At 74.3% G+C, this 17,680-nt stretch carries 17 protein-coding genes; 11 read left to right on the top strand and 6 right to left on the bottom strand.

Annotated features, from left to right (window positions below; translation table 11 throughout):
* Positions 1–162: 162 nt before the first annotated feature.
* Entirely contained in the window at positions 163–1,809 is a 1,647-nt protein-coding gene (pgi, locus tag HNR61_RS21740) for a glucose-6-phosphate isomerase (protein WP_182845003.1), read from the top strand.
* Between the two features lie 22 nt (positions 1,810–1,831).
* Here the strand turns inward: pgi and HNR61_RS21745 are convergent, their stop codons facing one another.
* From HNR61_RS21745 to HNR61_RS21755, 3 genes are all read right to left on the bottom strand, one after another.
* Entirely contained in the window at positions 1,832–2,641 is an 810-nt protein-coding gene (locus HNR61_RS21745; RefSeq protein WP_182845004.1) for an alpha/beta hydrolase family protein, read from the bottom strand.
* Positions 2,642–2,844: 203 nt separating this feature from the next.
* Positions 2,845–3,102 carry an EF-hand domain-containing protein gene (locus HNR61_RS21750; RefSeq protein ID WP_182845005.1) on the bottom strand — a complete coding sequence of 86 codons (258 nt, stop codon included), beginning with the start codon at positions 3,100–3,102 and terminating at the stop codon, positions 2,845–2,847.
* 127 nt (positions 3,103–3,229) lie between these two features.
* Entirely contained in the window at positions 3,230–3,433 is a 204-nt protein-coding gene (locus tag HNR61_RS21755) for a hypothetical protein (protein ID WP_067816295.1), read from the bottom strand.
* Between the two features lie 334 nt (positions 3,434–3,767).
* Here HNR61_RS21755 and HNR61_RS21760 point away from each other — a divergent pair, with 334 nt between their 5' ends.
* Genes HNR61_RS21760 through HNR61_RS21780 form a run of 5 tightly spaced genes read left to right on the top strand, consistent with a single transcriptional unit; the run spans position 3,768 to position 10,334 of the window.
* The gene (locus HNR61_RS21760) at positions 3,768–4,904 is read left to right on the top strand and encodes a carbohydrate kinase family protein (RefSeq protein WP_312898019.1); all 1,137 of its coding nucleotides are present in this window, start codon (positions 3,768–3,770) and stop codon (positions 4,902–4,904) included.
* Positions 4,905–6,266 (top strand): extracellular solute-binding protein, encoded by a 1,362-nt coding sequence (locus tag HNR61_RS21765; protein ID WP_182845006.1) that lies wholly within the window; start codon positions 4,905–4,907, stop codon positions 6,264–6,266.
* Entirely contained in the window at positions 6,263–7,174 is a 912-nt protein-coding gene (locus HNR61_RS21770; RefSeq protein ID WP_182845007.1) for a carbohydrate ABC transporter permease, read from the top strand. Before HNR61_RS21765 ends, HNR61_RS21770 begins: the two co-directional genes overlap by 4 nt.
* Entirely contained in the window at positions 7,171–7,962 is a 792-nt protein-coding gene (locus HNR61_RS48015; protein ID WP_182845008.1) for a carbohydrate ABC transporter permease, read from the top strand. Before HNR61_RS21770 ends, HNR61_RS48015 begins: the two co-directional genes overlap by 4 nt.
* Positions 7,963–7,970: 8 nt before the next feature.
* Positions 7,971–10,334: a sugar-binding protein gene (locus HNR61_RS21780; RefSeq protein WP_182845009.1), complete on the top strand. Its 2,364-nt coding sequence runs from the start codon at positions 7,971–7,973 to the stop codon at positions 10,332–10,334.
* 65 nt (positions 10,335–10,399) lie between these two features.
* On the opposite strand, the gene HNR61_RS21785 is transcribed toward HNR61_RS21780, so the two are convergent.
* The gene (locus tag HNR61_RS21785) at positions 10,400–10,882 is read right to left on the bottom strand and encodes an SRPBCC family protein (protein ID WP_220509601.1); all 483 of its coding nucleotides are present in this window, start codon (positions 10,880–10,882) and stop codon (positions 10,400–10,402) included.
* 137 nt (positions 10,883–11,019) lie between these two features.
* Here HNR61_RS21785 and HNR61_RS21790 point away from each other — a divergent pair, with 137 nt between their 5' ends.
* Positions 11,020–12,003, top strand: coding sequence for a WD40 repeat domain-containing protein (locus tag HNR61_RS21790; RefSeq protein WP_182845010.1), 984 nt, complete (start codon positions 11,020–11,022; stop codon positions 12,001–12,003).
* A 53-nt stretch (positions 12,004–12,056) separates the two neighbouring features.
* Here HNR61_RS21790 and HNR61_RS21795 read toward each other — a convergent pair whose 3' ends face one another.
* Positions 12,057–13,001 (bottom strand): AraC family transcriptional regulator, encoded by a 945-nt coding sequence (locus HNR61_RS21795; protein WP_182845011.1) that lies wholly within the window; start codon positions 12,999–13,001, stop codon positions 12,057–12,059.
* Positions 13,002–13,061: 60 nt separating this feature from the next.
* On the opposite strand from HNR61_RS21795, the gene HNR61_RS21800 reads away from it, so the two are divergent.
* The 4 genes from HNR61_RS21800 to HNR61_RS21815 all read left to right on the top strand — a co-directional run bounded on the left by HNR61_RS21800 (position 13,062) and on the right by HNR61_RS21815 (position 16,261).
* A complete protein-coding gene (locus HNR61_RS21800) occupies positions 13,062–13,883 on the top strand; it encodes a sugar phosphate isomerase/epimerase family protein (RefSeq protein ID WP_182845012.1) in 822 nt (273 codons plus the stop codon).
* 68 nt (positions 13,884–13,951) lie between these two features.
* On the top strand, positions 13,952–14,782 hold the full coding sequence (locus HNR61_RS21805; protein ID WP_182845013.1) for an NAD(P)H-binding protein: 831 nt from the start codon (positions 13,952–13,954) through the stop codon (positions 14,780–14,782).
* A 65-nt stretch (positions 14,783–14,847) separates the two neighbouring features.
* A complete protein-coding gene (locus HNR61_RS21810; RefSeq protein ID WP_312898020.1) occupies positions 14,848–15,354 on the top strand; it encodes an anthrone oxygenase family protein in 507 nt (168 codons plus the stop codon).
* Positions 15,355–15,430: 76 nt separating this feature from the next.
* Complete coding sequence (locus HNR61_RS21815; protein WP_182845014.1) at positions 15,431–16,261, top strand: Rossmann-fold NAD(P)-binding domain-containing protein; 831 nt, start codon at positions 15,431–15,433, stop codon at positions 16,259–16,261.
* Here HNR61_RS21815 and HNR61_RS21820 read toward each other — a convergent pair.
* Complete coding sequence (locus HNR61_RS21820; RefSeq protein WP_182845015.1) at positions 16,241–17,671, bottom strand: FAD-dependent monooxygenase; 1,431 nt, start codon at positions 17,669–17,671, stop codon at positions 16,241–16,243. The genes HNR61_RS21815 and HNR61_RS21820 overlap by 21 nt on opposite strands.
* Between the last annotated feature and the right edge of the window lie 9 nt (positions 17,672–17,680).

Here is a 17,680-nt window from a genome sequence, read left to right on the forward strand (position 1 = left end):
GCGTCCCGCGCGGGGTAGGGGCGTGCCGGGAAGACGGCGCGCCCCGCGCGGGTTGGCGTCCATGCGAGCGAACGCCGAAATAAGATCGCCGCGGGGGCGTGAGGCAGTTCCTTCCTGGGGGCGCCGTCGGCGTTCGCCTGGCATGGCGAGGAGAAGAGGACCGTGACTGATATCACCGAGACCGCCGAGTGGTCCGCGCTGGCCGAACACCACGCCGAGGTGTCCGTCCGGCACCTGCGCGAGCTGTTCGCCGAGGACCCGGAGCGGGTCGGCCGGATGAACGTGACCGCCGCCGACCTGTACCTGGACTACTCCAAGCACCGCGTCACCGCCGAGACCGTGCGGCTGCTGACGGCGCTGGCGGGGGCCGCGGGGCTGCGCGAGCGGATCGAGGCGATGCTCACCGGCGAGCACATCAACGTCAGCGAGGACCGTGCGGTGCTGCACACCGCCCTGCGGCTGCCCCGCGACGCCCGGCTCGTCGTGGACGGCCAGGACGTGGTGCGTGACGTCCACGAGGTGCTCGACCGGATGGCCGCCTTCTCGGACCGCGTCCGGTCGGGGGAGTGGACCGGCCACACCGGCAAGCCGATCCGCACGGTCGTCAACATCGGCATCGGCGGCTCCGACCTCGGCCCCGCCATGGCCTACGAGGCCCTGCGCGACTACGCCGACGCGGGGATCACCGCCCGGTTCGTCTCCAACATCGACCCCGCCGACATCACCCGCGTGCTCGACGAGGTCGACCCCGAGCAGACGCTGTTCATCGTCGCCTCCAAGACCTTCGGCACCCTGGAGACCCTCACCAACGCCAAGGTGGCTCGGCAGTGGCTCGTCGAGCGGCTGGGCGACGACAAGGCCGTGGCCCGGCACTTCGTGGCGGTGTCCACCAACGCCGAGCGCGTCGCCGAGTTCGGCATCGACACCGACAACATGTTCGGCTTCTGGGACTGGGTCGGCGGCCGCTACTCCTTCGACGGCGCCATCGGCCTGTCCCTGATGGTCGTCGTCGGGCCCGAGCGGTTCCGCGAGATGCTCGCCGGGTTCCACGCGATGGACGAGCACTTCCGCACCGCGCCGTTCGAGGAGAACATGCCGGTGCTGATGGCGATGCTCGGCGTCTGGTACACCGACTTCTTCGGCGCCCAGACCCACGCGGTGCTGCCCTACAGCCAGCGCCTGGCCCGCTTCCCGGCCTACCTCCAGCAGCTCACCATGGAGTCCAACGGCAAGTCGGTGCGCGCCGACGGCGTCCCCGTCATCGCCCAGACCGGCGAGATCTTCTGGGGCGAGCCCGGCACCAACGGCCAGCACGCGTTCTACCAGCTGCTGCACCAGGGCACCCGGCTGGTCCCGGCCGACTTCATCGGCTTCGCCGAGCCGTTCCGGGACGCCGCCGCCGAGGGCGGGGAGGGCATGCACGACCTGCTCACCGCCAACCTGCTGGCGCAGACCTCGGCGCTGGCGTTCGGCAAGACCGCCGACGAGATCGCCGCCGAGGGCACCCCCGCCGCCGTCGTGCCGCACAAGGTGATGCCGGGCAACCGGCCCACCAGCACGATCCTCGCGCCGAAGCTGACGCCCTCGGTCCTCGGCCAGCTGGTCGCGCTCTACGAGCACATCACGTTCACGCAGGGCGTGGTGTGGGGCATCGACTCGTTCGACCAGTGGGGCGTCGAGCTCGGCAAGGTGATGGCCAACCAGCTCACCCCGGCGCTGACCGCGCAGGAACCGCAGGACGGCGCGCCCGACCCGTCCACCGCCGCGCTCGTGCGGCGCTACCGCGCGCTGCGCGGCCGCCGGGTCTGACACGCGCCGCCGGGGCGGACGGTCAGGCGCCGCCCGCCCCGGCGTTGCGCACGAACGCCGACCACCGCGGGTCAGCGCAGTACCCGCAGCCGGGACCGGAGAACAGGGCCCTGGCCCGGGCGTCGCCGAGCAGCGTCGCACGCAGCCACGCCGTCGTGGGCCCCCGGTACCCCCCGCCGTCCGCCAGCGGGGTGAAGTGGTCGGCGCCCCGCAGCTCGGCGTAGATCGCGGGCACCTGCCCGGCGGCGTCGAAGTACCGCCTGACCTCGGCGGGCGTCACGATCGAGTCCTTCTCCCCGGCCAGGAACAGCGCGGGCCCGCGCAGCCGCGCCCCGTCGGCCCGCCCGCCCGGCTGGATCGGGACGGCGGTCACCACGCGCGGATCGGCGGCGGCGTTGATCGCACCGGCCCCGCCCTGGGAGTGCCCGCTGGCCGCCACGCGCCGCAGGTCGATCCTCCCGCCCAGCAGGCCGGTCCCGGCATCGCGCGCGGCCAGGACGTCGAGCCCGGCGAGCATCTCCCGGCCCGTCCCCGACATGGGGGTGTTGGCGGCGGCCACGACGAACCCGTGACCGGCCCAGTGCCGCAGCAGGCTCACATAGAACAGGGGGATGGCGGCGGTGCCGTTCCCCCACAGGATCACCGGCCGCCGTCCGGGGCCGGGGTGCTTCGGATAGAAGAGCGTGTGCGCCGGGAGGACCTCCACGGCGACCTCGTGCGGGCCGGGCCGGGACCAGTCCGGCTCCGCCGCCCGCGCGGGCACCGCGCCCACCAGGGACAACGCGGCGACGACCGCGACTACCAGCGAGGACCAACGCGCGCGCACGGACATCACCACGCCTTCCGGGCGTCCCAGTGGTGACCGGAAGATAACCCCGCCCACCGCACCCGGCAAGATCCCCGCCCGCACCCGGCCACGTTCCCGGCCGCGCATCCGGCCGTGCATCCGGGCAGGGGGCGTCCACGGGGGCGGTCCGGTGCCGCCGCCGCGCGGGCGCGGCACCGGACGGGGTCAACGCGGTGACGACCGCGGGCTCAGCCGCGCGCGGTCTGCAGTCCGCCCTCGGCCCAGCCCTGGGTCTCGAGCAGCGCCCGGAACTCCGGGAAGGAGATCAGCCCGTCGCGGTTGGTGTCGGCCTTCTCGAAGCGGTCCTGCACCTCCGCCTTGGACCAGGACATCCCGAGGCTGTCCAGGACCAGGGTGAACTCCATCAGGTCGAGTTGCTCGTCACCGCCGAGGTCGGCCCGCGTGAACACGGCAAGAAGATCGCCCTCGGTCGGCTTGGTGGTCATCTCACTCCTTGTGTCAGTCCGAATGTGCCCGCATCATGCCATAAGGGAATGGCGGATCACGGAGAGAAACGCCGCCGCGTCCGCGCCGGTTCCCACCGGCGGCGGCCACCGCGGATTTCCCCGCCGTTCATTTGTCCTCCGGCTCCACCTGGGGCGCCTCGGCGGGGCCGTGCCCCTCGCTCTCGCGCTGCCGCACGGGCTCGGGCCGGAACTCGAACGTCACGTCGCCCTCGCCCCCGCCGCCGGGGCCCACGTCGCCGCGCGGTCCCTCGCGCCGCGCGGCCTCGTCCTCCTCCGCCCGCCGGCCGGGGTGTTCGTTCTTTTCGCTCATGTCGCCCCCCTGCCCACGAATGCCGAGGTCATGCCGGTCGGGAGGAACATCACACCGCCCCTCCGCGCCTTCCTTTCACGCGGTGGGAAAGGCGTGAAGCCAGGGAAACACCGCCGGTGAACCGAGGGGACAACGCGTTCCCAACATCATCGGTCGGCGCCGGGAACCTTTCCGGAAGAAGGGGCCGGACGGAGGGCCGCGCCGGGCGCGCCGCGCCGCCACCGGGCCGCACCGCCCCGGAAAATATGATCATTTTGGTCCGTGGAACGTGCCTTCCAGCGCATCGCCGGGTTATCGTCGCGACACCCGCCGTTGGCCTCACCGTGGAGGCGCCGTGACCCAGACCGCGGACGCGCGCCCGGCCGTGCCGGAGCCGTCACTGGACGACCCCTGCCCCGAGCGCGAGCCCGCCGGCGAACGGCTGCACGAGGGCCGGACCGGGCTGGACGTGTTCCTGTCCGGCCGGGTCTTCATGGACATGATCTTCACGGGACTGCCGGGGCTGCCGCCGCCCGGCACCGAGATCGTCACCGACGGCCTCGGCTCGGCCCCCGGCGGGGTCGCCAACATCGCGGTCGCGATGAGCCGCCTCGGCCTGCGGGTCGGGCTGGCCGCGCCGTTCGGCGACGACCTGTTCGGCTCCTACCTGTGGCGGACCCTCGCCGTCCAGGAGGGCGTGGACCTCAGCCGGTCCCGGCTGGTCCCGGACTGGGCGACGCCGGTGACGGTGTCGATGGCCTACGACGCCGACCGCAGCATGGTCACCTACGAGCGCCCCGCGCCCGTCGGCGAGGACGACCTGGTCGGCGGGGACCCGCCGGACGCGCGGGCCTGCTTCGTCGACGTGGACCGCCCGGTCCCCGGCTGGGCCCGCGCGATGCGCAGCCGGGGCGCGACCGTCTTCGCCGACCTCGGCTGGGACCCCACCGGCGCCTGGTCGGCCGAGGTCCTGGACCGGCTGGAGCACGTGGACGTGTTCCTGCCCAACGCCGTGGAGGCCATGGCCTACACCCGCACCGGCACCCCCGAGGACGCCGCCCGCGCCCTCGCCGAGCGGCTGCCGGTCGTGGTCGTCAAACGCGGCTCCGGGGGCGCGGTGGCGATCGACTCGCGCACCGGGGAGCGGGCCGAGACCGACGCGCTGCCGGTGCGGGCGCTGGACGCCACCGGAGCCGGGGACGTGTTCGCCGCCGGGTTCGTGTTCGCGACCCTGGCGGAGCTGCCGCTGCCCGAGCGCCTGCGGTTCGCCAACCTGTGCGCGGGCCTGTCGGTGCGCCACCGCAGCGGATCGCTGGGATCGCCGTGCTGGGGGGAGATCGCGGCGTTCGGCGAGTCGGGCGAGGTGCCCGAGTCGGTCCTGGCCGAGTACGCGTTCGTGATCCCGTTCATCCCCGACGCGGCCGCCGACACGGTCGTGCGCGCCGAGCCCACCCTGCGAAGGGAACCGCCGACACCCCGAAGGGAACCGTAGATGCAGACACCGGTCGGGCGGAGGACGCTGCTGGGAACCGTCGTGCTGGGGGCCGCCGCGCTGGCGGCCGCGGCGTGCGCGCCGGGCGGGGGAGGGGACCGGCCCGCCGCCCGGACGCCCGCATCGGTGAGCACCGACGTGGCGAAGGCGGGGAACGTGACGCTCACCGTCTGGGACCAGGAGGTCCAGGGCGGCCAGCGGCGGCAGATCGAGAAGCTGAACGCCGCTTTCCAGGCGAGGTACCCCAACGTCAAGATCAACCGGGTGGCGCGGTCGTTCACCGACCTGCAGAAGACGCTGCGGCTGGCGCTGTCGGGCGGCAACCCGCCCGACGTCGTGCAGGCCAACCAGGGCTACGCCGCGATGGGCCAGTTCGTCAAGGCCGGGATGCTGCTGTCCCTCAAGCCCTACGACCAGGTCTACGGCTGGACCAAGCGCTACCCCAAGGGCCTCACCGACCTCAACAGCGTCACCCCCGACGGCAGGTCGATCGGGTCGGGCGACCTGTACGGGCTGTCCCTCAACGGCGAGATCGTCGGCGTCTACTACAACAAGGACAAGCTCGCGAAGATCGGGGTCCAGCCGCCCCGGACGTGGGACGAGTTCGAACGGGCCCTCGCCACCGCCAAGGGCAGGGGCGAGCAGCCGCTGGCGTTCGGGAACCTGGAGAAGCTGCCCGGCATCCAGGTCTACGGCGTCGTCCAGGACCAGCTCACCGGCAAGGACAAGGTCCGCGACCTGGTGTTCGGGCGCGGCGGTGCCTGGACCGACGGGCCCAACGTGCAGGCCGCGCAGAAACTCGCCGACTGGGCAAGGCAGGGCTACCTCGACAAGGACGCCAACGCCGTCAAGTGGGACGACACCCCCGTCAACTTCGCCAGGGGACGGGGCGTGTTCATGATCGGCGGCACCTGGTGGGCCGCCGACCTCCACGACCGGATGAAGGACAGGGTCGGGTTCATGGCCCCGCCCCCGCAGCAGGCGGGCGCGGCGCCCACGACGATGGGCGGCGAGAGCCTGCCGTTCTCCATCACCGCCAAGTCGAAGCACCCCGACGTGGCCGCCGCCTACATCAACTTCATCACCTCGCCCGAGGCGATGGACGTGTCCGTCGAGACCGGCAACCTGCCCGCCCTGAAACCGCCGACGAAACAGCCCACCGAGCCGGTGATGAAGGACATCGCCGCAGCCTGGGACGCGCTCAGCAAGGGCGACGGGATCACCCCCTACCTCGACTACGCCACGCCCACCTTCGGCGACGCGTTCGGCGGCCCCCTCCAGGAGCTGGTCGCGGGCCGCACCACGGCGGACGAGGCCATGCGGGCCGCGCAGAAGGACTACACGACCTTCCTGAAGAAGTGACCCCGCCGCGCGGGAGGGGGCGCCCGCCCGGAGCGCCCCGGAACATCGGGTGGCTGTACGTCCTGCCCGCCCTGCTGGTCTACGCGGCGTTCCTGGTGTGGCCGGTGATCCGCGGGGTGTGGTTCTCGCTGTACGAGTGGGACGGCCTCGGCACGGGCACCTGGGCGGGCCTGTCCAACTACGCCCGGGTGGTGACCGACGCGTCGCTGCGCGGCGCGTTCGGCCACGCCCTGGTCCTGGTCGTCTTCTACGCGGTCATCCCGTGCCTGCTGGCGTTCGTGCTGGTCGCGGTGGTGTCCCGGACGCGGGTGCGGGGGCTGGCGTTCTTCCGGACGGTGCTGTTCCTGCCCCAGGTGGTCGCGATGGTCGCGGTCGCGGTGGCCTGGCAGTGGATGTACTCGCCGGACGGCCCGGTCAACGGGTTCCTGCGGCTGCTGCACGCGCTCGGCCTGCCCGACTGGTCGCGCGGCTGGCTCGGCGACTTCGACCTGGCGCTCCCGGCGGTCGGGCTGGTCGGCACGTGGGTGGAGGTCGGGCTGGCGATGGTGCTGTTCCTGGCGGGCGTCCAGAAGATCCCCCGCGAGCTGTACGAGGCCGCGCGGATCGACGGGGCCGGGCCGGTCGCCGAGTTCCGCGCCGTCACCCTGCCGGGCCTGCGCCGGGAGCTGGGCGTGGCGCTGACGCTCACCTCGGTCGCGGCGCTGCGCAACTTCGACCTGGTGTACGTCACCACCAAGGGCGGGCCGGGCGAGGCCACCAAGGTCCCCGCCTACGAGGTGTACCACCGCACGTTCGAGACCGGGGAGGTCGGCCTGGCCTGCGCGATCGGCGTGACGCTGGCGGCGCTGGTGTTCGCGCTGACCGCCGGGATCAGCCGCCTGGCCGAGGGGCGGAGGGGGGCCGCGTGATCGGGACCCGGGAACGCGTCCTCAACTACGCCATCCTCGTGGCGTTCGCGTTCGTCGCGTTGTTCCCGCTGGTCGGCGCGGTGCAGCAGGCGCTGCACCTGCCCGACCTCGACCTGTCGGCGTTCCAGCGGGCGTGGCGGGACGGCCACTTCGGCACCTACCTGCGCAACAGCGTGATCGTCACGACGGTCACCGTCGCGCTGGCGACCGTGCTGTCGATCATGGCGGGGTACGCGCTGGGCACGCTGGAGTTCCGCGGCTCGGGCGCGCTGTTCCTGCTGTTCCTGGCCGGGCTGACCGTCCCGACCGAGACCGTGGTGGTGCCGCTGTACTTCGACCTGCGGACGCTGGGCCTCGACAACACCTACGCCGGGGTGATCCTGCCGCAGGTCGCGCAGTCGGTGGCGTTCGGGTCGTTCTGGATGCGCGCCTACTTCCGCAGCGTGCCCCGCGCCCTGCTGGACGCGGCCCGCATCGACGGCGCGTCCAGCTGGACCACGCTGTGGCGGGTCCTGGTGCCGATGGGCCGCCCCGCCGTCCTCACCATGGTCCTGCTGGTCGCGATGTGGACCTGGAACGAGTTCCTGCTGCCGCTGGTGGTGCTGAACTCCGCCGAGGACCTGCGCACCGCGCCGCTCGGCCTGTCGTTCTTCCAGGGCGCGCACCAGACCGACTACACGCTGCTCACCGCCGGAGCGCTGATCATCGCCGCGCCGATCGTCGTGCTGTACGTCTTCCTCCAGCGCCACTTCATCACCGGGATGCTCTCGGGGGCCGTCAAGGAGTAGGAGTCACCATGCGCAGAACCGTGCCGCCCGCGCCGCTGGCCGCGCTGCTGGCCGCCGCGCTCGGCCTCGGCGCCGCCCCCGCGGCGCAGGCGGGGCCTTCCGGACGGCCCCCCGAACGGGGACGCCTCGACGTGCTGTTCGTCGGGGCGCACCCCGACGACGAGGCGTCCACCCTGTCCACGCTCGGCCAGCTCCGGGAGCGGGGCGCGCGCGTCGGCGTGCTGACCGTGACGCGCGGGGAGGGCGGCGGCAACGCGGTCGGCACCGAGGAGGGCCCGCCGCTCGGGCTGCTGCGCGAGGGCGAGGAGCGCCGTGCCGTCGGCAGGGCGGGCATCACCGACGTCCACTACCTCGACGAGGTCGACTTCTACTACACCGTCAGCGCCCCGCTCACCGCGCGCGCCTGGAACCACCGGGCCGCCCTGGAACGGGTCGTCCGGCTGGTCCGCCAGACCCGGCCCAGGGTCGTCGTCACGATGGACCCCGCGCCGCTGCCCGGCCAGCACGGGCACCACCAGGAGGCGGCGCGGCTGGCCGCCGAGGCGTACTTCGCGGCGGCGGACCGCACGGCGTTCCCCGGCCAGCTCCGGAACGAGGGGCTGCGGACGTGGGCGCCCCGCCGCCTGTTCATGGGCGGCGGCGCGACCGGGCCGACCGGACCCTCCTGCGAGACGGCGTTCACCCCCGCCGACCCGAGGGCGGTCGTGTACGGGGTGTGGGCGGGCCGCCGCTCCACCGCCCACGGCGGCCGGACCTGGGCGCAGATCGAACGCGACGCGCAACGCCAGTACGTCAGCCAGGGGTGGGCCGGGTTCCCCGACGTCCCCGCCGACCCGGACCGGATCGGGTGCGACTACTTCACGCAGCTGCACAGCCGCTCGACCGGGCCCGGCGGGTCCCGCGACGCGGCCGGGATGCTCGCCGACACCGGGGCCGCCGCGCCCGGGGCGCCCGCCGGGCCCGCCGTCACCGGCGAGCAGGAGCCGCTGCCGCGCGTCGCCGACTACGACGCCTGGGCCGTCCGCGCCGGGCTGCCCGCCCTCGCCGGACGCGTCAAGCGCGTCCTCACGCTCGGGTCGGGCCGGTCGCGCCCCGTGCGGATCGACCTGACCAACACCACTGGCAGGGCCCAGTCCGGAACCGTCACCCTCGCCCTGCCCAAGGGGTTCGCCGCCGACGCCGCGAGCAGGCCCTACACCCTCGCGGCCAACGCCAGAGGGTCGGTCACGTTCACCGTCCGCAACACCGACCCGTCGCTGCCGACCTCCAACCAGGGCGGCGCCAACGGCGACCACGACTACACCATCACCACCACCAGCGCCTCCGGTCCGGCGGACGTGCGGAAGGCGGCCCTGGAGCTCGTCCCCGTCGCCACCCTCGCCAAGGCCCCGGCCGCGCCCGTCCTCGACGGCCGGGGGAGCCCCGGCGAGTACCCCGGGCCGGAGCTGGACCTGTCGCGGGTCTGGGAGGGCACCGCCTGCGCGTCGCCCGCCGACTGCTCGGCCACCGGCCGGGTCGCCTGGACCGCCGACGCCCTGCACGTCCTGGTGACGGTCCGCGACGACACGCGGGGCGCGGTCCTCGGCGCCGACGACTGCAAGCGGCACTGGCGCACCGACTCCGTCGAGATCACCGTCGATCCGCGCGGCGACTCGGAGAACACCTCCACCACGTTCAAGACCGGGATCTTCCCCGCGATGGCCGACGGGAGGCCCTGCTTCCAGCGCGACGCCGACAACCACCAGGGCCCCGGGGCCCGGACCGCGCCCGGAATGCGGGTGGCGGCGTCGGTGACCGCGCCCTACACCGGCTACACCGTCGAGGCGAGGATCCCGTTCACGGCGCTGCCGGGCACCGTCGACCCCGCCCGCATGGGCCTGAACCTGTTCGTCTACGACTCCGACACCCGGGACAGGACCGGCCAGACCCGTATCGGCTGGTCCACCTGGGGCGGCGTGCAGGGCGACCCCTACCGGTGGGGCCTGGCCGCCCTGCCCGGCCTCACCCCGCCGCGGGTCGCCGCCAAGCCGCCGGTCCTGCCGTCGGAGGCGGCCCGCTCGGTGGCGTCCCCGCAGTCGATCATCCAGGCCGCCGCGACCGGCGTCCCGCTCGCCGGAGGCCCCGCCGCCCGGGCCCGCCTCGTCGGGAGGCCGAGCGTCTCCGGCGGCTCCACGACGTTCCGGATCCGCACCGCCGGGCCCGGCCGGGTCCACGCCCACGTCTGGGACGGCCGGGTCCTCGGCAGCGTGCGGGTCGCCGTGACCGGTGCGGGCGTGCGCACCGTGACCGTTCCCGGCGCGCGGGGCACGCTCGCCGTCGCGTTCGAGTCCCGCGCGGGCGGCACCGCGTCCCTGACCGCCCCACTCCGCTAGCCCGCGCCCTCGAAGCGACGTCGTGACCGGTCATCGAGGGCGGCGATCCACGCGGATCGCCGCCCTCACCCGCCGACGGCGAGCCCGGCCAGGTGGCGCAGCGAGTCGGTGAGGTGGTCGGGGCCGAACGGCGGGAACCGGAGGTACTCCCGGATGGACGGCGGCACCGCCGACCAGTCGTAGGTGAGCGTGACCTCGGTCTCGGACGGGCCGAGCGGCACCAGGTCGTAACGCCAGGTCCAGCCGCCGAACTCCAGCCGGCCGTCGCCCTGCTCCTGACCCGGCAGCCAGCCGATGGCGCGCGGCGGGTCGAGCACCTGGACCTTGTTGGCCATCCGGTAGTCGCCGTTCGGATGGTTGGCGTGGTACATGTCCATCCGGAAGATCTGCCCCACCTCGGTCAGCGGCGCCCGGTCGACGGCCTCCCGGACCCAGCCGGTCCCGTCGATCGCGGAATGGGCCGCCGGATCCGCCAGCACCGCGAACACCCTCGCGGCCGGCGCGGCGATCGTCAGGCTGGCGCTCACGTTCTCCTGGTCCACGGTCACGCACGCTCCTCGTCATCTCGTCTCGGGCTTCCGCAGGCGGAACGCTCCCGACAGGTAGACGACGCGACGGGACGGAAGTCATCGGCCATCCGGACGGAACCTGGTGCCGCCTGCCGTCCGTGGGAGGATCAGTGGTTGTGAGGAATGCCCCGCATCGACTGCTGTGCCGGCTTGACGAATACTTCCACGTCAGCGTCGTCGCCTGCCCGAACGACCTGAGCGTGGTGCTGGCGGGGGCCGGCGCGACCGGCAACGGCGACCTCGGTGATGTGCTGCTGTTGAGCCCGGATCCCGACGCTGAAGAGCCGAGCGGGATCGCCGTGCTGGCAGAGCAGTCGACGGCGGTGGACGCGGTGTTCAGCCCCGACGGCGCGCGGGTGACGATCGGGTACGCGGACGTCGGCGAGGGCAGGGGCGGTCCGGTGACATACGGGCTCGACGGAGCTCCACGACATGGCTTCGCGATCGGTGGGGAGCCCCACGAGGACGACGGCGGGGGTGGTGAGGTCGACTTCGTCCGGCTCGCCCAGTCCGGCGACGGGCGCTTGCTCGTCGGCGGCAGCCCCGGGGCGCAGGCGGTGGCCGTGGCCGACTCGGCGACCGGTCGCGTCCTGCTGACCGTGCCGGACGGAGCCGGGCCCGTGGCGTTGGACCACACCGGACGGCGCCTGGCGTACGCCAGGCCGGACGGCAGGGTCTCCGTGCGGGAGACGACCTCCGGCGCCGCCCTGTCGACCTGGGACACCGGCCTTCCGGCGGTACACGCGCTGGCCTTCTCCCCGGACGGCACCGGGCTCGTCGCAGCCGGTGGAGACCGTCCGACCGCTTGTCTGTTCACGGCGGACGGGGACCGGACGGACGTGGTGGTGGCCGATGCCACGCTCACCATCGACGCCACGCTGCCCTGGACGGCCATAACGACCCGGGCCTGCTGGACCGGCCGAGGCCCGGCCGTGTTCACCGCTGACGACCACCTGGCGGTGCTGTTCGACGCCACCGACGGCCGCGTCCTCTGGACCGGACCGGAACAGACGGTCGCCTCGTTCACCCCGGACGGCCGGGCGTTCGTCGCATCGGGCTCCGACGGCATCACCGCCTGGTCCCTCGACGCACTCCTCTGACACCCGCCGGGAAGATCCGTGCCAAGCGACGTCCACCCTGTCGACGACCGGCGTCAGGACGGCGCGAGGGCGCCGGAGCGGTACTCCTGCGGGCTGACGCCGTACTCGCGTTTGAACGCGGTGCTCAGCGCGAACGCCGTGCCGTAGCCGACCTGCCGCGCGATGGCGTCCAGCGTGCCGTCGCCCTCGCGCAGCAGGTCCGCCGCCTGCGCCAGCCGCAGGCTCGTCAGGTACGTCATCGGCGGCTCGCCGACCAGCCTCACGAACCGCTGCGCCAGCGCGGCCCGGGACGCGCCCACCTTCTCCGCCAGCCCCGCCACCGTCCAGGTGTGGGCGACGTCGTCGTGCAGCAGCCGGAGCGCCGGGCCCACCATCGGGTCGCCGTGCGCCCGGTACCAGCCGGGCGTCCGCGCGCCGGGCCGGGCGAACCAGGCCCGCAGCACCGTGATCAGCAGCAGGTCCAGCAGCCGGTCCAGCATCACGTCCTGCCCCGGCTCGTCCCGGACGATCTCCTGGCCGAGCAGCGGCACCAGCGGCGAGTCCCAGTCCTCGCGCCGCACCACCGCCAGCCGCGGCAGCGCCGCCAGCAGCCGCTGCGTGACCGCCCCGCGCATCTGGTACGCGCCGACCAGCATGACCGTGGCGCCGTCCGGGGCGGTGCCCCAGCTCCGCACGCCGAGGTCCATCGCCTCCGACAGGCTCACCCCGTCGGGGGTGGTGCAGCGCTGCCCGGGATGGATGACGATCTGCGGCTCGGTCGCCGGGGCGTCGGACACCACGTACGGCTCGGGCCCGCGCGTGACCGCCACGTCGCCGGGCCGCAGCTCGACGCGCTCGCCGTCGTCGTAGCGCATCCACGCGCCCGACCGGACCATCGCGACCAGGCACAGCGGCGCGCGGTCCTCGATCCGCACCGACCACGGCGGGTCCAGCGACGCCCGCAGCAGGAACGCGCCCCGCGCGCGGGGGCCGTCGAGAAGGTCGGTCAGCGCGTCCATGCCGCCACGATACGGTCGCCGCGTGGTTCGATGGAGGCCCCGGCGACTCGCGGAGGCCCCGTGGACGGCCGACTGATGGTGGGAACGACCTGGAGCTGCCCCGGCCTGACGCTCGCCGGGGCGCTGGAGACCCTGGAACGGGCGGGCTTCGCCGAGGCCGAGGTGTGGGCCGACGGCATGCACCTCGACCCGCGCGCCGACCCCGACGTCGCGGGCGTCGAGGGCTGGCTGCGCGCGCACCCGCTGGCCGTGCGGTCGGTGCACCTGCCGTTCGACGCGGTGCTGCCGGGCGCCCCGGCCGACGAGCGCGCCGCCGCGTGGGCCGACCTGTGCGGCCGGACCCTCGACCTGGGCCACCGCCTCGGCGCGGAGCTGGCGGTCGCCCACCCGGTGCTGTTCGGCGACGACGGTGACGACCGGGACCGGATGGTCGAGCGGTTCGTCCCGGCGCTGCGCGCGATCGCCGACCGGGCCCGCGCCCGCCGGATGCGCCTGACCCTGGAGAACATGCACACCCTGCGCGGCCCCACGCTGCGCTCGGTGCGGGACCTGCGGGCCGCGCTCGCCCGCGTCGCCCGCCCGGTGGGCATCTGCCTCGACGTCGGCCACGCCGTCTTCAACGGCCACCTCGGCGACGGGCTCCGCGCGGAGATCGAGGCCGCCGGGGACCTGCTCGCCCACACCCACCTGCACGACTCCGACGGCGTCGGCCGCGACCCGCACCTGGTGCCCGGCGACGGCGTCGTGGACTGGCCCGCGGCGGTGGCGGCGTTCCGGGGGATCGGCTACCCCGGCCGTCACGTGCTGGAGGTCCGCGGCGGCGACGACCCCCTCGCCACGCTGCGCGAGGCCCGTTCCCGGCTGCTGGCGGCCGGACCGTAGACGCTGACGTATGGAGCCCGGCGTCTCAACGATGTTCCACGAAGTCCGCCGCCGGTTGACTTGAGGACATGACGAACAGCAACGAACTCACCCTCGTCCTCGCCGCCAACGGCAAGACCGGCCGCCGCGTCGCCGACCGCCTGGAGGCCCGCGACGTCCCCGTCCGCCGGGGCTCCCGCTCCGCCGACCTGCCCTTCGACTGGAACGACCGGGACACCTGGGCGCCCGCGCTCCGCGACGTCCGGGCCGTGTACCTGGCCTACTACCCCGACCTGGCCGCCCCCGGCGCGCCCGACGCGATCCGGGCGTTCACCGACGCGGCCGTCGCCGCCGGGGTCCGCCGGATCGTGCTGCTGTCGGGCCGGGGAGAGGAGGAGGCGCAGGCGTGCGAGCGGATCGTGCGGGCCGCGCCCGTCGAGTGGACGGTCGTGCGCTGCTCCTGGTTCGCGCAGAACTTCAGCGAGGACTACCTGCTGGAGCCCGTGCTGGCCGGGCACGTGGTGCTGCCCGCCGGGTCCGTGCCCGAGCCGTTCGCCGACGCCGACGACATCGCCGACGTCGCGGTGGCCGCCCTCACCGGGGACGGCCACGCCGGACAGGTCTACGAGATCACCGGGCCGCGCGCCCTCACCTTCGCCGAGGCCGTCGACGAGATCGCCAAGGCGACCGGACGCCCGATCGCCTACGTCCAGGTGCCGGTCGAGGAGTACGCGGGCACGCTGCGCGCCCACGGCCTGCCCGAGGACATCGTGGCGTTTTTGACCTACTTGTTCACCACGGTTCTGGACGGCCGCAACGCCGAGCCCCAGGATGGGGTGCGCCGCGCGCTCGGCCGCGAGCCCAACGACTTCGCCGACTACGCCCACACCACCGCCGCCACCGGCGTCTGGACGCCCTGACCCCCTGCCCCCCGACCCGCCGGGGCCGGGCCGCGCGCCCGTCCCCGGCCAGGAGAGGAAACCCTGTGAAGACCCTGTTCACCGCCGTGCCCGCCGCCGTCACCCTGCTGATGGCCGCCGGGATGACCGGCGTGTTCTTCGCCTTCTCCACCTCGGTCATGCCGGGCCTGGACGCGTCGCGGCCGGGTACGGCGATCGAGGCCATGCAGCACATGAACCGCAAGATCCTCAACCCGCTGTTCCTGTCCTCCTTCACGCTGACGCCGGTGGCGGCGCTGCTGACCGCCATCCTGCTGTTCTTCCTGCTCGACCAGAAGACGGCGGCGCTGCTGTTCCTGGCGGCGGCCGTGGTGTACGTGGTCGGCTCGATCGCCCCGACGGCCGTGGTGAACGTCCCGCTGAACAACGTCCTGGACGCCGCGTCGATCCCCGCCGACCCGGCCGAGGCCGCCCGGATCTGGGCCGACTACACGGGCCGCTGGACCGCCTGGAACCACCTGCGCGGCGTCGCCTGCGGGATCACCCTGCTGCTGGCGGCGTTCGGGATGTTCGTGTGGGGCCGGGGGTCCTAGCCGGCGAGACGATCTCACATGCGTCCGAGACGAACGGCCATGTGAACGTCTCATCCCGCGCGCTGGAATGGATGTCATGAACCGAGCACCGATCCTCGTACTGGGCGGCCGGGGCAAGACCGGCCGCCGCGTGGCCGCCCGGCTGCGCGACCTCGGCGCCCCCGTCCGCGCCGCCTCCCGCTCCACCGGGACCCGCTTCGACTACGGCGACCCGGAGACCTGGGGGCCCGCGCTGGAGGGCGCCGGGGCCGTCTACCTCGTCCCCATGGTCGAGTACGTGGACCCCGCCCACGTCGTCGCGTTCGCCCGGCGGGCCGGGCGGGAGGGCGTCCGGCGGATCGTCCTGCTGTCGGCCCGGGGAGAGGGCGGCGGCGCGCACCCGCACCAGGAGCCGGTCGAGACGGCCGTGCGCGAGGCGGCCCCGGAATGGACGATCCTGCGCGCCGCCTGGTTCGCGCAGAACTTCAGCGAGGACTTCCTGCTGCCCCCGGTCCTGGCCGGGGAGCTGGCGCTGCCCGCCGGTGAGGGGCGCGAGGCGTTCGTCGACGCCGGCGACATCGCCGACGTCGCCGCCGCCGCGCTCACCGGCGACGGGCACGCGGGCCGCGTGTACGAGCTGACCGGCCCGGAGGCGCTGTCGTTCCGCGCCGCCGCGTCCCTCATCTCCGAGGCCTCGGGGCGCGAGGTCCGCTACACCCCGCTCGACCGCGCGGCCTTCGTCGACCTGGCGTCCCGGCAGGGCCACCCCGGGGAGATCGCCCGGACCATCGCGGACCTGATGGACTCGGTCGCCCGGAACGCGGGCGCACCCGTGTCGGGCGACGTGGAACGCGTCCTCGGACGCTCGCCGCGCTCCTTCGCCGAGTACGTCAAGGAGGCCGCCGCCTCAGGCGTGTGGAACCTCTGACCTGCTCATGGGGGCTCCCGCCAGCGCGGTCAGGGCCCGGCGGAGCCCGGCGGCGTCCGTGCCCGCCCAGCCCACGTGGCCGTCGGGCCGGACCAGCACCGCCGACCCGCCCGGCCCGGCGTGCCCGGCCACGCGGACCCGGTCCTCCCAGCCGGTGACGTCGGCGTCCCCGACCAGCACGAACCGCCCGCCGCGCAGCGCCTCGTACAGGCGGCCGCCGCCCGCGAGCCGGACGTCCGGGGCGCGGGTGCCGACCAGCCGGTGCGCCCCGGCGGGCGCGCGGTAGGCGAAGCCGACGCCGCTGATCCGCCCGGCGGCCCGCGCGCGGACCGCCGGGACCGCCAGCGCGCCCTGCCCGAGGAGACCGCGCAGGACGCGGCCGACCGACGACCTGACCAGCGCCACGCGGACGATCGCGCCGCTGGTGTGCAGCACCGAACGGCCGACCGGATGGCGTTCGTCCTGGTAGCTGTCCAGCAGCGCGTCGGGGGCCCCGCGCAGCGCGGCGGCCAGCTTCCAGCCGAGGTTGGCGGCGTCCTGGAGCCCGGTGTTCATGCCCATGCCCCCGGCGGGCGAGTGGACGTGGGCGGCGTCCCCGGCCAGGAACACCCGGCCGACCCGGTAGCGCGGGGCCTGGCGCTCGTCGCTGTGGAAGCGCGACAGCCAGCGCGGATCGTGCATGCCGAAGTCGTCGCCCAGGGCCCGCCGGGTCGCCTCGCGGACCTCGTCGAGCGCCAGCGGCGCGTCATCGGGGAGGATACGGCGGCGGTCCCAGGCGAAGACCCGGTGGTAGCCGTCGCCGAACGGGGCGATGAACGCGAAGGCGTCCCCGACCGCGTCGGCCGTCAGCACCTGGTCGGGCTCCCGGGCGACCTTCACGTCGGCGAGCATGATGGACCGCAGCACCGACCGGCCGGGGAAGGGCAGCCCGACCAGGTGCCGCACCGCGCTGCGCATCCCGTCGGCGCCCACGACGTAGGCGGCCCGGTAGGTCCCACCGTTCGTGGTGACGGTGACGCCGGCGCCGTCCTGCGACAGGCCGACGACCTCCGCGTTGTGGACGACCTCGGCCCCGGCCCGGAGCGCGCGTTCCAGAAGCAGGCGCTCGACGTTGTACTGCGGGGTGACCACCAGATGGGGGAAGCGGCTGGGCAGCATGCTCAGATCGACCCGCACCCGCCCGAACAGCCGCAGGCCGTCCAGGACCGTGCCGGTGTCCGTCAGCGCCTCGGCCAGGCCCCGCGCGTCCAGCTGCTCCAGCGTCCGGGCGTGGACCACGAACGCCCTCGACAGGTTGGAGATCTCGCCGTCCCGGCGTTCCAGCACGGTGACCGCGACCCCCGCCTCCGCCAGGTCCCCCGCGAGCAGCAGCCCGGTGGGCCCCGCGCCCACGACGATCACTTCGGTCATGGTCCCTCC

The organism is Actinomadura kijaniata (assembly GCF_014138665.1).
GTDB classification, from domain to species: Bacteria; Actinomycetota; Actinomycetes; order Streptosporangiales; family Streptosporangiaceae; genus Spirillospora; species Spirillospora kijaniata.

Coding starts and splice junctions, on each gene's coding strand:
- HNR61_RS21745 (WP_182845004.1), bottom strand. CDS start 2,641: ATGTCCGTGCGCGCGCGTTGGTCCTCGCTGGTAGTCGCGGTCGTCGCC.
- HNR61_RS21750 (WP_182845005.1), bottom strand. CDS start 3,102: ATGACCACCAAGCCGACCGAGGGCGATCTTCTTGCCGTGTTCACGCGG.
- HNR61_RS21755 (WP_067816295.1), bottom strand. CDS start 3,433: ATGAGCGAAAAGAACGAACACCCCGGCCGGCGGGCGGAGGAGGACGAG.
- HNR61_RS21765 (WP_182845006.1), top strand. CDS start 4,905: ATGCAGACACCGGTCGGGCGGAGGACGCTGCTGGGAACCGTCGTGCTG.
- HNR61_RS21780 (WP_182845009.1), top strand. CDS start 7,971: ATGCGCAGAACCGTGCCGCCCGCGCCGCTGGCCGCGCTGCTGGCCGCC.
- HNR61_RS21795 (WP_182845011.1), bottom strand. CDS start 13,001: ATGGACGCGCTGACCGACCTTCTCGACGGCCCCCGCGCGCGGGGCGCG.
- HNR61_RS21805 (WP_182845013.1), top strand. CDS start 13,952: ATGACGAACAGCAACGAACTCACCCTCGTCCTCGCCGCCAACGGCAAG.
- HNR61_RS21815 (WP_182845014.1), top strand. CDS start 15,431: ATGAACCGAGCACCGATCCTCGTACTGGGCGGCCGGGGCAAGACCGGC.
- HNR61_RS21820 (WP_182845015.1), bottom strand. CDS start 17,671: ATGACCGAAGTGATCGTCGTGGGCGCGGGGCCCACCGGGCTGCTGCTC.